11 protein-coding genes are annotated in these 15,977 nt (G+C 42.7%); 7 read left to right on the plus strand and 4 right to left on the minus strand.

Annotated elements, in window-relative coordinates; translation table 11 throughout:
- Positions 1–141: 141 nt before the first annotated feature.
- The 6 genes from QP775_RS12455 to galU all read left to right on the plus strand — a co-directional run bounded on the left by QP775_RS12455 (position 142) and on the right by galU (position 8,399).
- Positions 142–915, plus strand: a complete 774-nt coding sequence (locus QP775_RS12455; RefSeq protein WP_285106381.1) for an HAD family hydrolase — start codon at positions 142–144, stop codon at positions 913–915.
- Between the two features lie 666 nt (positions 916–1,581).
- Positions 1,582–1,788 carry a DUF2759 family protein gene (locus QP775_RS12460; protein WP_239328764.1) on the plus strand — a complete coding sequence of 69 codons (207 nt, stop codon included), beginning with the start codon at positions 1,582–1,584 and terminating at the stop codon, positions 1,786–1,788.
- 214 nt (positions 1,789–2,002) lie between these two features.
- Positions 2,003–3,169 (plus strand): S1C family serine protease, encoded by a 1,167-nt coding sequence (locus QP775_RS12465; protein WP_285106383.1) that lies wholly within the window; start codon positions 2,003–2,005, stop codon positions 3,167–3,169.
- 63 nt (positions 3,170–3,232) lie between these two features.
- Positions 3,233–4,228, plus strand: a complete 996-nt coding sequence (locus QP775_RS12470) for a stalk domain-containing protein (protein WP_285106385.1) — start codon at positions 3,233–3,235, stop codon at positions 4,226–4,228.
- A 419-nt stretch (positions 4,229–4,647) separates the two neighbouring features.
- Positions 4,648–7,263: a U32 family peptidase gene (locus QP775_RS12475; protein WP_285106387.1), complete on the plus strand. Its 2,616-nt coding sequence runs from the start codon at positions 4,648–4,650 to the stop codon at positions 7,261–7,263.
- A 245-nt stretch (positions 7,264–7,508) separates the two neighbouring features.
- Positions 7,509–8,399 (plus strand): UTP--glucose-1-phosphate uridylyltransferase GalU, encoded by an 891-nt coding sequence (galU, locus tag QP775_RS12480; RefSeq protein ID WP_285106389.1) that lies wholly within the window; start codon positions 7,509–7,511, stop codon positions 8,397–8,399.
- Positions 8,400–8,438: 39 nt separating this feature from the next.
- Here galU and QP775_RS12485 read toward each other — a convergent pair whose 3' ends face one another.
- The 4 genes from QP775_RS12485 to QP775_RS12500 are packed head-to-tail and all read right to left on the minus strand — an operon-like array spanning position 8,439 to position 14,649.
- Positions 8,439–10,901 (minus strand): O-antigen ligase family protein, encoded by a 2,463-nt coding sequence (locus tag QP775_RS12485; RefSeq protein ID WP_285106391.1) that lies wholly within the window; start codon positions 10,899–10,901, stop codon positions 8,439–8,441.
- Between the two features lie 3 nt (positions 10,902–10,904).
- Positions 10,905–11,999: a glycosyltransferase gene (locus QP775_RS12490; RefSeq protein WP_285106393.1), complete on the minus strand. Its 1,095-nt coding sequence runs from the start codon at positions 11,997–11,999 to the stop codon at positions 10,905–10,907.
- 32 nt (positions 12,000–12,031) lie between these two features.
- On the minus strand, positions 12,032–13,159 hold the full coding sequence (locus QP775_RS12495) for a glycosyltransferase family 4 protein (protein ID WP_285106395.1): 1,128 nt from the start codon (positions 13,157–13,159) through the stop codon (positions 12,032–12,034).
- Positions 13,159–14,649: a sugar transferase gene (locus QP775_RS12500; RefSeq protein WP_285106458.1), complete on the minus strand. Its 1,491-nt coding sequence runs from the start codon at positions 14,647–14,649 to the stop codon at positions 13,159–13,161. The genes QP775_RS12495 and QP775_RS12500 overlap by 1 nt, the downstream gene beginning before the upstream one ends.
- A 235-nt stretch (positions 14,650–14,884) precedes the next feature.
- Here QP775_RS12500 and QP775_RS12505 point away from each other — a divergent pair, with 235 nt between their 5' ends.
- The gene (locus QP775_RS12505) at positions 14,885–15,961 is read left to right on the plus strand and encodes a mannose-1-phosphate guanylyltransferase (protein WP_239328753.1); all 1,077 of its coding nucleotides are present in this window, start codon (positions 14,885–14,887) and stop codon (positions 15,959–15,961) included.
- The last annotated feature ends 16 nt before the right edge of the window (positions 15,962–15,977 follow it).

A 15,977-nucleotide genomic window follows, 5' to 3' on the forward strand; every position in this document is an offset into this window, starting at 1 on the left:
TGCATGTATAAAGGTTGGTTTTCAAACACAAAGAGGATAAAAGTTCTATTGTCTGTTGGCAGGAACCGACAGGCGGATGTAGAACTCGTAATGAAGCTGTAAATGTACTGTGGCTTAAAACGGACAAAGGATGGTTACGGCATGGTAGAGATAATCGTCGGCGAGAAGCGTGCGCAAGTGCGTGGTATCTTATTCGACAAGGATGGGACGCTGCTGCAGTTTATTAGTTTGTGGGGAAGCTGGGCAGAGACAGTGTTGGATGGATTGGAACGTGAGCTTCGTCTAGAAGGAGCAGAGCTCCCAGAAGGTCCTGGGTATTTGCTTGGCGTATTCTTAAATGAAAAACGTCAAGTAACGGCGCATGACCGCTTTGGCCCGCTTGCGATGGGTTCCCCGTCGCAGATGATCGGAATTGCTGCTTATTATTTGTATCGAACAGGCGTGCCTTGGAATGAAGCGACTCGCCGCGTGACAGCAGTGGTGGAGCATGCAAATGAGGAAATCCTGAAAAAGGCCGATATTCGTCCTGTAGAAGGGGTTGTCTCATTCCTTGAGCGCTGCAAAGCACTCGGTCTGCGTCTTGCGGTTGTGACGGCGGATGACAAGCGACCATCTGAACAGCATTTGACGAAAATGGGGATTCGCCACTTCTTTGATGCTGTGGTGGGTGATGATTGCGTGGAGCATGGCAAGCCTTTTCCGGATATGGTGGAACTTGCGTGTCGTGAGATTGGGCTAGAGCCTAATGAGGTCGCTGTTATTGGTGACTCAGTCGGAGATATGGAAATGGGGCAGAGTGCGGGTGCTATGCTGCAAATTTTTATCGATGAGGAACTGCGTTTTGAGGAGCCGCCTGCGTGTACAGATGCTATGATACGTTCCTTTCATGATATTGAATTGCAAGCGCGAACGTAACTAGACGCAGATGACAATGATATTGGGCACCTGCATTTATTCGTGCTGCCATAACGATGACGATAGATGTAAGCACTATTGTAGAATAATGAAAGCTGTGCTGGTCAAGCGATGAATTCATGTACCAGGAAAAACAATCATGAGGCATTGAAGTTTGAGTAAGTAGGTTTCATATATAACAGTCCTGAGTGCTCTGCAAAGGAGATCAGGGCTGTTTGTTGTTATTTGCCAAAGATGAAGGCGTTCACTATTAAAGTTGCTGCACTTGTCAGCCTTTATTTATCCGAAATGTCTCATAAGACCTCCTTATATCACCTCAGCCTAGTCTATATAGAATGCTGATGAAGCAGCATGAGGATGGTTTCACCGAAGGTCAATGTAACCTTACTTTCTAATGAGAACTAATATTTATTGATTTTAAATGTGTACCCCTGTGTCTACAAGTGAACGGCGTATGTACCGCTTATGAAGCGAAAACAGCCATAAAAAAGACGTGATGAAATCATATCAGTGAAATTAATCATGAAAATATAGAATGCAATGGTATAAACGTGAAGAAAAGGTGACAATCTTGTTAAATATGAACAATTTATCTTGCAAGTCGAGCTGGGTAAATATAACATAGATGAAGATACGTATATCGCACGATTAGAGGGAGGTCGCACCATGTTATTAGCTGAGGCGGCGGCAGCGGCAAAAGAGAGCGCTTTCGATTATTTTGATATTTTCATGCTCGTGCTTACATTGATTTTGCTATGGGCTGTTATTCGTCAAGTGAAGCAGCGTCCCAGAAATATGTTTGCCCTGGGGTTCGCCGTTGTGAGCTTCTTGGTGTTTGTAGCTGCTGACTTTATTATGATTAGCGGCTGGTAATGCATAAGGTACGGTTAGAGACTCTTAGGTAATCGCATATCTATACATATCCTATCTGAAATGAAACATGCGTAAAGGCTCCTTGATTACGATATCAAGGGGTCTTTTTTTGGTCTGAATGCCGTCTTGGAGGTATTACGGGACAGAAGCTAGAATGATTAAAGATGCGAATAGAAATAAATTGGAATTCGCTTCTTAAGGGAGAGGGAGAAAAATGGAGAAATCAAACAAGGACATAGCAACTGGGAAACGTGCAAGTGGAACACGGAGAGGACAAGTGTTGATTTGCATGATGGCCGTCATACTTGGGATGACGATGGCACAGCCATTTACTGCGTCAGCTGAATCCGTATCACTGCCAGCAATACAGGCTAATGGCAAGACTTACATAGAAGCAGGTGCACTTGCAGATGTTTTGGGTGGAAAGGGTCAATACGATGCTAAGAGCAAACAGTACCAGTTATCTTTAAGTACGGTACCTAGTGTTGTTAAAAAAGTAAGCCCGTCTGTTGTGGCCATTATAGGACAAGACGAAGAGGCGTTGGAGGAAGTGGAAGACCCGCGTGATGCGCTGTCTCACGGCACAGGTGTGGTTGTCCGTGCAGATGGCTGGATCGTGACTAATGCTCACGTGGTACGTCATTTGAAGAAGGCGATGGTGATCACATCAGACGGAATGTCCCATGTCGTAACCAAAGTGATATGGGATGAGGATGTGGATCTGGCGTTAGTCCATATCAATAAAACAGGGCTAAAGCCTGCGACATTTATGCCCGCAGCTGGGAAAGTTGAAGCTGGACAAGGGGTTGTGGCTATTGGAACTCCAGTGTCTTTTGTCCTTCAGAATTCGGTGTCAGTAGGTGTCATTAGCGGTATAAATCGTGTTGTTGATAATAACTTCAAGCTGCTGCAGACCGATACGGCTATTAACCCAGGTAACAGCGGAGGACCGCTTCTGAACATGCGGGGAGAAGTAGTAGGCATCAACACGTTAAAATATTACGGCGAGGATATTGATAATTTAGGATTTGCTATACCGGCGGATACGGTGAAATGGACAATTGACCACATGCTGAAGTATGGGAAGCTGAAGCGGGCTGCGATTGGCGTACAGATGGATGAGAACTGGACGGCAGCATATGGCCTTCCCACCGAGCAGTCATTGAGGATTGACGTCGTCATCAGTGCGAATGCCAAAAAGGCAGGTATCCAGGAAGGTGACATCCTGTTGGCGGTCAATGGCAAGCACGTACGCACGCTAGCAGATATTAATGAGGCATTAAAAGGGCTGCTGCCAGGCAAGCAAACCAAGCTAGTTCTGCTTAATGGCGGTAAGAAAAGAACTGTGCAGGTTACGCTTGGGGAGTATTATAAGTCGTAGGTTATGTTTTCCTATTTAATGGGATGACCGATAGGCTATAGATTTTTAGGAGGAACATAGACGGTGGTCAGTCAGAAGAATTGGTTATGGTCCGGGTTGAGGACATTAGGGATCCTGATGTTTTTCCTTGCAGGGATTATATTGTCAAACGAAGCTGCTTTTGCACAATCAATGGACAGGGTTACCTCGAGTAATATGGTTAAGGAAATTCGATTTAGGATTGGAAGTAACCTAGCTGTAGTGAATGGGCTAACGACAAAGATTGAACAGCCGTACGAGACCAATGGAATTACAATGATTCCTGCTGGAGTTCTGATAAAGGCATTTGGTATCCATGGCTATTGGGAAATACCCAAAGAGGCTTTTGTAATAATGGCAGGCCAACGAGAGCTAACTGTCTCTCTGGACAGTTCTTACGCTATGATCAACCGTAAGCAGGTTACGTTGAAAGTGCGGCCAAGGATAAGAGGCAACACTCTAATGCTCCCACTTAGGGATGTGGCGGAAGGCTTGGGAGCTGTTATCAGACCAAACAAAGATCGTTCCGTATCCCTATTGTGGAACCCTGATGAAGCCAATGTGGATATGGCCCGTTCAGGATGTCCTTCTTGCGGATGGTCAGTGCATCTTCCAGACAATTGGTATTATCGGGAGGATGCAGAGCACAAAGGAAACATTCAATTTTTAACAAATGACGGCACTTCATACTTTGCATTATACATGAGCAGTACGGCGAGCACCTCTAGAACAGGAGATGATATGATGTCTTCGTTGAAAGAGTGGGTGGAGCCACATGAGGATATCAAGGACATAAAAGTGGGGCAGATTCATGGTTATACGTTTGCTGAGCTAAAGACCATTGTTCATGTTTCTCAAGAGAAGAAAACGCTAGAGACTTCTTATATGAGGCGCTACGAGAAGGATGGAAAAGCTTACGTATTACTTGCCACGGAAGGTAGTTTTGAAGAATATGAGGAGATATGGAATACGTTTGTGCCAACATTCCAGACTTCTGCCGTTCCAATTGGAATGAAGCCGATTCAGATGGGAAAAGAATAGTTAAGATTAACCCTAGCGGACACACATCCTAAGCTTAACAAGCAGAAGACTGTATTTTTACGATACGAGTATATGAATTATAAGTTCTTTCCACGTTATATATCGTCTGTGTTGGCAAGAACAGGATGTTGTTGTTTTCTATATGCGCGGCTTAAAGGCGTCTTATTCGTCTCAGGCAGAGCAGCAATTTATGAAAGTGATAGAGTCTATGACGGTACACAAGTAAGGGTGACTATAGACGAAGATCTATAGATGAGCGCACTCCAAGATCATGAGGCATGGTCTTGGGGTGCTTTGTGTTTATTACTATCCTTATTAGTGTGAAATATTTCATTGTGTCAGGAGGTAGATTCAGCCTCTATTATGGGGTAAACTGTATATTTAGAGCTCCTGATGGGGCACTTTGATGGAGGATGAAGATGACTAGAGAGATACAACGTGAAGATATAGAATTGTTGGCGCCTGCGGGTGATTGGGATTGTATGCGTGCTGCAGTGGCGAATGGTGCGGATGCGATATTTTTTGGTGTAGAAAAATTCAACGCGCGTGCGCGTGCGAACAATTTTCGGATGGACGAGCTGCCTGAGATTATGGCGTTTTTGCATAGTTATGGGGTTAAGGGCTTCTTGACCTTTAATATTTTGGTATTTGAAGATGAGCTGCGAGATGCGCAGCAGCTAATTGATGCTTGTATCGATGCAGGTGTAGACGCGGTTATTGTACAGGATCTGGGATTGGTGAAATTGATCCGTGAGATGTCTCCGGACTTCCCGATTCATGGTTCTACACAAATGACGATTACGTCTCCTGAGGCAGCTGAGTTTACGAAACCGTTTGGTATGGAGCGGGTCGTATTGGGCCGTGAGAATAATTTAAAGCAAATTCAGAAGATCGGCGAGATCGCTAAAGTGCCGATGGAGGTATTTGTACACGGTGCTTTGTGTGTTTCTTATTCTGGCCAATGCTTAACTTCGGAGATGTGGGGCGGTCGTTCTGCCAACCGTGGCGAATGCGCGCAAGCATGCCGTTTGCCATATGACATGATGGTAGACGGTGAGCATCAGCCGATGGGCGATATTACTTATCTTTTGTCGCCGAAAGATCTGGCAGCGATAGACATCGTGCCAGAGCTCATTGAAGCGGGTGTGACATCCTTTAAGATTGAAGGACGTATGAAACAGCCAGAGTACGTAGCTAACGTTGTGAGCAAGTACCGGAAAGCAATAGATGATTATTTTGATGGCACGTGGACGGGGCCTTCCAAGGAAGAAGTGCGCGAGCTGCAGCAGAGCTTCTCACGCGGCTTTACGCACGGCTTCCTGTCGGGTACAAACAACAAGCAGCTCGTAGACGGAACGTTTCCGAAGAGCCGCGGCGTGTATTTGGGCCGTGTCGAGCAGGTGCTGCGTGATGGCGTGGTCTGTAAGCTGGAGGCGCCGCTGAAGCGCGGTGACGGGATTGGATTTGACGCGGGTGATCCGACGCAGAAGGAAGAGGGCGGCCGTGTTTATGATGTACGTCGCAAAGGCGTGAAGCTGGAGGGCGAGGCTGAGGAAGGCTGGATCGTGGACATCGTGCCAGGACGCAACGATGTGAACTTACGCCGGGTTAAGGTCGGCGATCGGATCTGGAAGACAAGCGATCAGGCGCTCGACAAGCGGATGCGCGCCACATTTGAAACGGAGAAACCGTATCGGGTGTTTCCGATGCATGTACGCGTAGAAGGCCGTGTAGGCGAGCCGCTGAAGACGTGGTGGACGGATGTGCAGAAGGGCACGACCATTCAAGTAGATTCGGAGCTGCTGCTGGAAGAGGCGCAGAAGCGCCCGATGGATCGTGAACTGCTGGAAGAGCAGCTCGGACGTCTGGGCGGTACGGTGTACCAGCTGGAGCAGTTGGACGCTGAGCTGGAAGGCAGCGTGATCGTGCCCATGCGTGAGCTGAATGCGATTCGCCGCCGCGCGGTGGAGCACCTGGCGGGCGAACGGCCGAAGCCGCCTGTCTACGTCAAGCATGACGTAGACGTATTGGCAGGCGCCGGCGTGCAGCATACGGCGGTGCCGTTTGGCGGCGCGCAGCTTACTGCGCTTTGCCGCACGCTGGAGCAGGTGCAGGCAGCAGTGCTGACCGATGTGGCGTTAATTTACGCCGACTTCGAGTTTATTAAGCAGTTCCCGGCAGCAATCGAAGCCTGCCGAGCTGCTGGCAAGCCGATTGCGCTGGTTACACCACGCATCCACATGCCAAACGAGAACGGCTACCATCGCAACATCCTGAATCTGAAGCCGGATGCGGTGTTAATTCGCAACACGGGTGCCTTGCATTATTACCAGCAGGCCAAGGCTGAATGGGAGCTTAAGCGTGCTGAGGCCAGCACGGCAGTGCTGCCAAGCGATGAGATCATGGCGGAAGCAGCAGATAACTCCAATCTGGCTATCTGTCCGCCGAAGCCGATGGGAGCCGACTCGTTCCCGCAGTTGATCGGTGATTTCTCGCTGAACGTAGCGAATCACAAGACGGTGCAGCTGTTTGCGGAAGCAGGTCTCGATCGGATTACACCATCGTATGACTTGAACATTCAGCAGATGGTGGATATGCTGCGTCACGCGGACACGTCTAAGCTCGAAATCGTCATTCATCAGCATCTGCCGATGTTCCATACGGAGCATTGTGTGTACTGTACGTTCCTCAGCGAAGGCACAGACTACACGAACTGTGGCCGTCCGTGCGAAGAGCACAACGTCTCCTTGCGTGACCGTATCGGAATGTCCCATCCGGTCCGCGTAGACGAAGGCTGCCGCAATACGGTGTACAACGCCATCGAGCAGTCCGGCTCGGAATACTTGCCGAACTTCCTCGAGCTTGGTGTCGACTCCTATCGCGTCGAGTTCCTGGAGGAGACCGCAGAGCAGGTCAACCAGGTCATTGACTTGTACAACCGCTCCCTGTGCGGCGAGATTAGTGGCACACAGGTGTGGCGTACGCTCAAGGCAACAAATCAGCTTGGCGTTACACGTGGACAATTGGTGAAGTAACGAGAGTCCCTCAGCCAGATATAACTTGTATGTGTAGGTTGAGGGATTTCTAATTGATTGGTTTAATTCTATACCAGTTTGAAATTAATAATATAATTTATACAGGCACATGGGCATTTAGGATATTACTTTCTCAACTTGAATCATGGGTCATATTACTTTCAATAATCATGTAATATCCATTATTATCATGTATAATTGTGAAAGTGATTGTTATTTATAAATGAAATAAGGCGGAGGAACAAATGAAAATACGTAAAGCTATAATTCCTGCAGCTGGACTCGGAACACGCTTTTTGCCTGCAACAAAAGCAATGCCCAAGGAAATGCTTCCAATCCTTGATAAACCCACAATACAATACATTGTAGAAGAAGCAGTCGATTCAGGCATTGAAGACATTATCATAGTGACTGGTAAAGGAAAACGTGCAATAGAAGACCATTTTGATAATTATTTTGAGCTGGAGCATATGCTACTTGAAAAAGAAAAACATGCTCTACTAGAAGAAGTGCGCAAGTCTTCTGATATGGCAAATATTCATTATATTCGACAAAAGGAACCTCGTGGATTGGGACATGCCATATGGTGTGCGCGTAAATTTATAGGAGATGAACCTTTTGCTGTACTACTAGGTGATGATATCGTCGAAGCGGAGAACCCTTGCCTTAAACAAATGATAGACGTGTATAACGATTATGAAGCAACTGTAGTAGGTGTACAACCTGTGCCATGGGAGGAAGTATGTCGATATGGAGTGGTTGCTGGTAATCAATTGTCCGAGCGTATTATGCGTTCAGAAAGGTTAGTTGAGAAACCACTCGTTGATTCGGCACCTTCTAACTGGGCTATAATGGGACGGTATATCTTAACTCCGCGTATTTTTGAGATACTAGAGGAGCAAGAAGCCGGTGTAAATGGGGAAATTCAATTAACAGATGCGATCCAGCATTTAAGCCAAGTGGAGCAAGTGCTCGCTTATCACTTTGAAGGCCAGCGCCATGACGTAGGTGAGAAGCTTGGTTTTATTGAAACAACGATTCATTATGCGCTCCAACACTCTGATTTGAGAGAGCCATTACTTCGTTACATGGAACAGCAAATACGGTCAGCACATACAGAAACGACTCGGGATTAATCCCGAGTCGTTTTTCTGTTACATATGCTTGCAACACGTTTATTGGATTTGCATGTTTACGATACTATCTATCTTTGCCTGCTCCTCTGGATCAAGAGCCAGGAGCTTAGCTAGGTTCGCATCATCTCGTAATCCAAGCTTCTTAGTCATAGCAAGGTACCATCTTAGAAGGTCGACCTTGCTTGTATCATTCGGCTTAGCTGGGTCAGGTGTTAAATCCTCTTGCAGATGTGCTTTCATCATGTCGTAAGCCTCTTGCGTTTTACCCGTCAGATAGTAAGCTTGACCCGCATGAAGTGCTACTTTAGGTGTAACCTCAAATTTACGTCCTTGAAGCTGCCCCTCAGGGAGCGTCTTCAGATGTTCAATACCCAGTTGAATATGCTTTAAGGAATCAAACACGGAATTTAAATACTTATCCTTTAAAGCTTTGTCGTCCGAATTAGATCCCAATAGGGATGAAATGTGCATGAATTGCTCATACCACTCAATATCCCATGGGTAACGGTATTTATTATTGTCATAAACATCGTAAATTTCTTTATTCATATTTTTGTAGGAATAGAGTTTGTTTAATTGCATCCATAATTGCTTATTAGACGACTCGGACTTAAGTGTATCTTTTAATAAGCTATCAGCAGCAGTGAAGAACTCTTCTTTTTGCGTTTGTTTATAGATTTGACTCAATAGATCAGCCTTCATACCTACATAATTGGGATGATGTCCTTGAATCCCAAGCGCTTTATCCAGCGGAGTTGTAATCTGAGTATAGTCATTACTGCTGCCTGCAGCAGCAACGGATTGATTAAATGAATTAGATGCTGATACAAATGTGATAGCAGTAATGAGTAAGACAACAGATACAAGACCTAACGCAGTTATATAAATAGAACGCACTTTTGTAGGATTCCAACTTAGTTTAGTGAACGGCTTGCTATCTATGGCAGCACTCATCCCACCTAGCCCAATAAATACGAGAATTCCCATAAAGACGTAACTCATGTTAAAGTCCAAAATACTATGAACAAGAATCGAAAGTGCAATGATGAAGTATAAAAAGTAACTTTCGCGTTTGTGTTCATGAGCACGTATATAAGAACGAATAAATTGATAGAACAAGTAAACTAAGAAAGTCATAAATATGACAAACCCTAGTATCCCAGTTTCAATCAGATACTGCAGAAAGAAATTGTGCGCTTGACGAGAAGTATAAGGATTGTTCTGATACTGCTCATATAGAGCCCCCCAACCTCCGCCGCCCGCACCGATGACTGGATGATCTGCAATAACTTTCATGGAATCCTTATAGAATGTGAAGCGCTCCAAGACAGAATGCTGTACTAAGTTGATATTTCCTAGTCGAGTTTGAATATTCTCAGGAAGAATATTTTTAGCATCTGTACCCATGAAAATAAACAAGAGAGACGCTCCAAGTAGTGCACCTCCAATAGGGAAAAGGAAGGTACCCCACTTCTTGTTAGACAAGTGTGACATTTTACTCTCTAACCAAGGTGCTACCCATTTCTCAAGGGCCAAAGACAACACTGCTGATATCAATGAACCTACGGCCACATAAGCCCAGCCCTTCATAGATTCAGTTGTTGAAAAAGCCTGTTGGACATTTAGTCCAATATCTGTGACAGGATTAAGAATTCCAACAGTGACAATTCCACTAATTACTAAGTGGAATATCCACATCAGCTGACGATGAGGCTTTAAGAATACTAAAAGGATTATGAACACAACTGGTAAAAGTAACAAACCACCACGAGACAAAGTCAAGAAGATAGACAACATAATAGGAACCATCATGAAAGCGTGTGTCGCTCGGCTCCACCATTTACGTGACTTTCCGACATAAAACACAGCTGCAAATAAGAAGGCCATAAGGAATGCAGCGTATGTATTAGCGTATTGGAAAACGGATGTTAAACGGGCGCCATCCACAGTCATCATCACGGCGTCCTTAAACAAGCCATTTGCATCGAACGGAATAAGCCATCCCAATGATACTTGAATCCACTTCACACTGTTTAACCAATGTAATAATCCAAAGGCAACGATTCCATAGGAGGATATAATGATTAGTGATTGTATAGAATTATTATTGCTATCTTTATTAAGGTAAGTAGAAGTAATAGCAAAGAAAATGAAATACACACACATAATTAAAGTTAGGTTGGTTGCCATAAAACTGGAAGCTGCACCAAACATTGAAATGCAATAAGTAATAGGGAGGAGAAATGCTCCAAGAATTATGATGGTTTTTGTATTAATTTCTTTGGTTTCTTTATAAAAACTAGGGAAAAATAAAAAAGAAATGATGGATGCAAACAGCATGGATAAATAAATAGGGGGTTCAAAATTAGAACTTTGCCCGTTAAATAAAGCCACTTGGTATGGCGCCCATATAAAGAATAAGATAAGAGCAAAGAAAGGTATTTTATCCCATGCTAATCGTTTTTCTTTGGTCGTAGACTTACTATAGCCGTACTCTGACATTAATTACTGCACTCCCTTGTTATGAACTTGTTCAATGAATTGATGTACTTGCTTTTGAAAACGTTGCTTATTAAAAGATGCAGCATGCTGATAAATGTGATTGGAATCAAATTGTATAGTGCTCATTTGTTTAAGTTTTTCAACTATGCAAGATACTCTTGCGTCCCTAAAGAATAATCCGGTTTCTCCTTCAATTACAGTTTCCAGTGCACCGCCTTTTCCATAAGCCAATACGGGTCTACCGCTAGCCTGTGCTTCTAAGGGAGTTATACCGAAGTCTTCTTCCCCTCCTAGGATAAATCCCCTACACTTCGAATAGTACTGCGCAATGACTTCATCTGATTGATAGCCGAGGAAAGTAATAGTCGAACCTGCCATCTGCTCTAATCGCTTGCGATCATATCCATCTCCAATAATGACCAATGGCCATTTAAGCTCGTTAAACGCTTCGATAATCAAATCAATACGCTTATAAGGAATGAGTCGCGAAACAATTAAGAAATAATCCTCTATCTTATCTGATATCGAGAATTGCTCTAGATTCACTGGTGGGTGAATGACAACTGATTCTCTTCCGTAGTACTTCTTGATTCTTTTGGCAACGTTATTCGAGTTAGCAATGAAGTGGTCCACGCGTTGGGCGGTTGCATAGTCCCACAGGCGTATTTTGTGCAGGACTCGAGGTAACACCCATTTGAAAATGGGATTTCTAAGTTCATCCATGTATTGATGGTATAAGTCCCATACATAACGCATGGGGGTGTGACAATAACAAACATGCGTTTGAGAGGAGTTCGTGATTACACCCTTGGCAAATGCACTAGAAGTAGATAAAACTACTTCGTATTCTCTCATATCAAACTGTTCTACTGCTAAAGGGAGCAAGGATAGCATTTTCTTATAGTGATTTTGAGAAAATGGTATATTTTGTATAAATGAATTGTGAATCTCAGCTTGCTTAAAGACATCAGGCATTTTGTTGAGATTCGATATTAGTGTGTAGATTGGTGCTTCTGGGTACTGTTCCATGAAGGTCTCTAATACCCGTTCCGCGCCTCCGTGTTGATTTATATAATCATGAATAATGGCTAGTTTCATTTACCTTCTCCTATTTAAGCAATTAATAATAGTTACACAGAAGTATAAATATTATACGTTTTATCTGCAGTTAATTTCCAACTGAATGTAGACGATCTAGATAGAGCGAGTTGCTTCCTATCCAGATAATTGGAATCCTCATGAAGAACATTTAATATTTGATCTGCCCAATCCTCAGGCTCGTGAGGTGAGCATAAAATACCTCCGTCTCCAATAACCTCAGGTATAGAGGATACGTTCGATCCAATCACAGGTACTCCGCACTGCATAGCTTCAACGAGTGGCAATCCAAACCCCTCATATAATGATGGCATAGTTAACATAGTTGCTCCATTATAAATGGCAGGTAAATCTTCGTCATCTACATAACCAGCAAAATGAATACATGATTGAAGCTTATGCCGCTCAATATATTCATATAAAGAAGAGGTTTTCCATCCCTTTGTTCCAACAATGACGAGCTTGTGATCAAGCAAATATTTACTAGTTAGTTGATGATAGGCCTTTACAACTGTAATTAAATTCTTTCTCGCTTCAATCGTCCCCACACAAAGAATATATTGATCAGGCATGTTGTATTTCTGAAGTATTGGCCGAACAACCTGATTTTTTAATGGTTTAAAACGGGCGTCAGCTGCTAATGGAATGACAGTAATCTTCTCAGGGTTTATGTTCAGCAAGCTAACAATATCTGCTTTAGCAGATTCCGATAATGCAATAATATGATTGGCACTTACAGCACTGTAAGGCACCCATTTCATATGATGGTTATATATTTTACTGCTCGTAGTCTCCGGATATTTCATAAAAGCCAAATCGTGAATATTAACTACATAACGCTGTTTTTTGATTGGTATATGAGTATAATTAGTTCCGTGATATACATCAAAAGGATCGTTTATGAATTCATCATATCGGAACTTATATAAGAAGTTAGGTTTCATGAGTCGTCGAATTACTTTGTATGGATAACGACTATTATAAATGGAGCATGTACTAGGTACAGGGCTGTTTAACTCCCTTTGTTTCAAAATCTGATTCAATCCGACGGATATGGTTAAGTCCTCATATGTATTGAGGACCTTTAACAGTTCAGCAGTGTATCTCCCGATTCCTGTAAGAGGTCCAAGCAAGGGCTGTCCGTCAATGCATACCTTCATTAATATGCTCCTTCTCCTTTTAATACTACTGGGATGGTCTTAAGGAGTATTTTTAAATCAAGAGCGATACTCCAATTCTCAATATAATATACATCAAGATTCACCCACTGTTGGAATGAAAGATCACTTCTTCCGCTAACTTGCCATAAGCCTGTGATACCTGGAAGAACTTCTAAACGTCTCCATTCCCAGTCACTGTAATGAGCAACTTCAATTTCCAATGGAGGACGAGGGCCTATCAGGCTCATATTGCCTTTTAGGACATTAAATAACTGTGGCAGCTCGTCTATGGAATATTTCCGTATAAATCTACCAGTGCGTGTAATACGTGGATCGTCCTTCATCTTAAATGCAATTCCATCCACTTGATTTTGCGAGGCTAGCTTATTTAACAACTGATCTGCATCTTGAACCATTGAACGGAATTTATACATGTTGAACGGCTTGCCATTCTTTCCAATTCTGGATTGTTTATAAAACACGGGACCTTTCGATTCAAACTTAATGCAAATACTGGTAATAAGCATGATGGGTAATGATATGATCAAGGCAATTAGCGTCAGTAAGTAATCAAAGGCTCTTTTTAATAAGAAACCAGTTCCCCGCATCGGTGTTCGAACTAAAGAAACTGTTGGCAGGGAATTGATATTGCCTACTTGGACTGTTCCTAAAACTAAATTAAACATATCTGGAATTATTTTTATTTCAACAGGCGATTTTCGAAAGTCTGAAATAATTTTCTGAACAAGCTCTCTCTCAGATGGAATTGTTATAATAATTTCATCAGCTAAAGTATGAAGTTTGTATATATTTTGTAGGTCCTCTGTTTTTCCTAAATAAGTTGTATCAGCAATGATATCATCAACCTCATCATCTACGTATCCCACTACCGTATATCCTAACCATTTATGTTTCTGCAACTCTTCTATTAATGACTTGCCTACTTTTCCAGCTCCAATAATAATAGCTGTTCGAGATAAAATCCCTCTCGCATTGAAGGCAAGATAGAGCTTTCGCTTCACAAATCTCAATGTCGTTACTAATCCTAATGCTGATATTCCAAAAAGAAGGATTACTACTCGTGAGATATCTGTCAACTTAAATAGGAAACTAAGTCCTACGGCGAACAATATGGCATAGGCGATTGCTTGTGTTGATTTGAGAATTTCATCTACTAGTCCACTAGTTGCTATAAAAGAGTGAATCCGATAACGAAATGTAAGGAACCCATATAGAGCAATAAACATTAAATAGAAATATAAGTAATAGGAGAAGCGTGGATTAGTTAATTCAAACATTTCAAAAGGAACATTAAATTCCAAGTGGATCCGCCATGCATAAAAGATGAAATATAAAAAGGTAAGAAGCCCTATCTCTAACAATAAAAACACAAGAGAAAACGTTTGGACCATCGTTTTCTTTGTTTCCATTCTCTTATTCAGCTCTAGCAGTGGTAATATGTTATCTCTCTCTTTGGCTTTGACATGCATATACTCCAAAGTGTCTATCCTCCAAGTCATAGTTCTTTGATATACGACAATCTGCAAATATATAGCTGTAGAAATTTGTATGATTTATTGTTACCATGTAAGTTGCATAATAGTATTCATCAATTATAACTCTTTTTGAAGAAATTAGGTATCAGCTGGCGAATGTTACATTGAACTATAAATTAATAGTGAATTATAATAGTATTTTGGGTCAGTACACAATGGAGGTTTGAAAATGAGAATTACTGCGGTCATAATGGCAGGAGGCAAGGGAGAACGTTTCTGGCCAAAGAGCCGGACTAATTTACCGAAGCAATTTCTTAATATCTCTGGCAGCAAGTCTATGATTCAGCAATGTGTGAATCGGCTGCAGAAGTTTATTCCTATTGAACAAGTGTTTGTGGTGACGAATGAACTCTATGCGGAACTGATCAAGGGCCAGATTCCAGCTCTCCCTTATGAGAACATTATTATCGAACCTGTTGGTCGTAATACGGCGCCGTGTGTGGGTTTGGCTTCTATAATTATAGAAGAAAAGTTTCCTGATAGTACTATGGTTGTACTACCGTCCGATCATATCATTAAAGATGAAGATGAGTTTGTTCACATCCTTCAAACCGCAGTGGATGTTAGCCGTGAAGGGAAGAACTTGGTTACACTAGGCATTAAACCTACATATCCAGAAACAGGGTACGGATATATTGAGAGCACACTAGATATCCGAGTTTTAAATGATTTTCAGGTGCATCGAGTTCAACAATTTGTCGAGAAGCCCAACCTAATAAAAGCAACTTCTTATCTGGATGCAGGTAATTATTACTGGAATAGTGGTATATTTGTATGGAAAACTTCTGTCATACGTGGATATATCGCAGAGCATATGCCTCAAGTCCATGATTTACTAGAAACGATGAAAGTTGCCTTTAGTCAATGTGATCGAAATGATGTTATTCGTTCTGAGTTTCCTAAGATGCCAGATCAGTCCATTGACTATGGTATTATGGAAAAAGTACAAGACATTTATGTGATCCCATGCGTTTTTGGATGGGACGATGTCGGAAGTTGGACAGCCTTAGAGCGAATTGATGAATTAGACGATAATGGTAATGTTATTAGGGGTAACACCTTAAATATTGATACTAAAGGTTGCATTATCGAAAGTAATGGGAAGTTGATTGCTACCCTAGGAGTAGAGGATTTAATTATTGTGGAGACGGATGATGTAACGCTGATTTGTAACAAAGAAAAAGCACAAGAGATCAAGTCTCTAATTAAGGAACTTAGGATCCAAAAGCTAGAGCACTACTTATAACATTAAGCATAAAGGA

The sequence above is a fragment of the Paenibacillus sp. UMB4589-SE434 genome (genome assembly GCF_030226685.1).
Taxonomy (GTDB): Bacteria; Bacillota; Bacilli; order Paenibacillales; family Paenibacillaceae; genus Paenibacillus_B.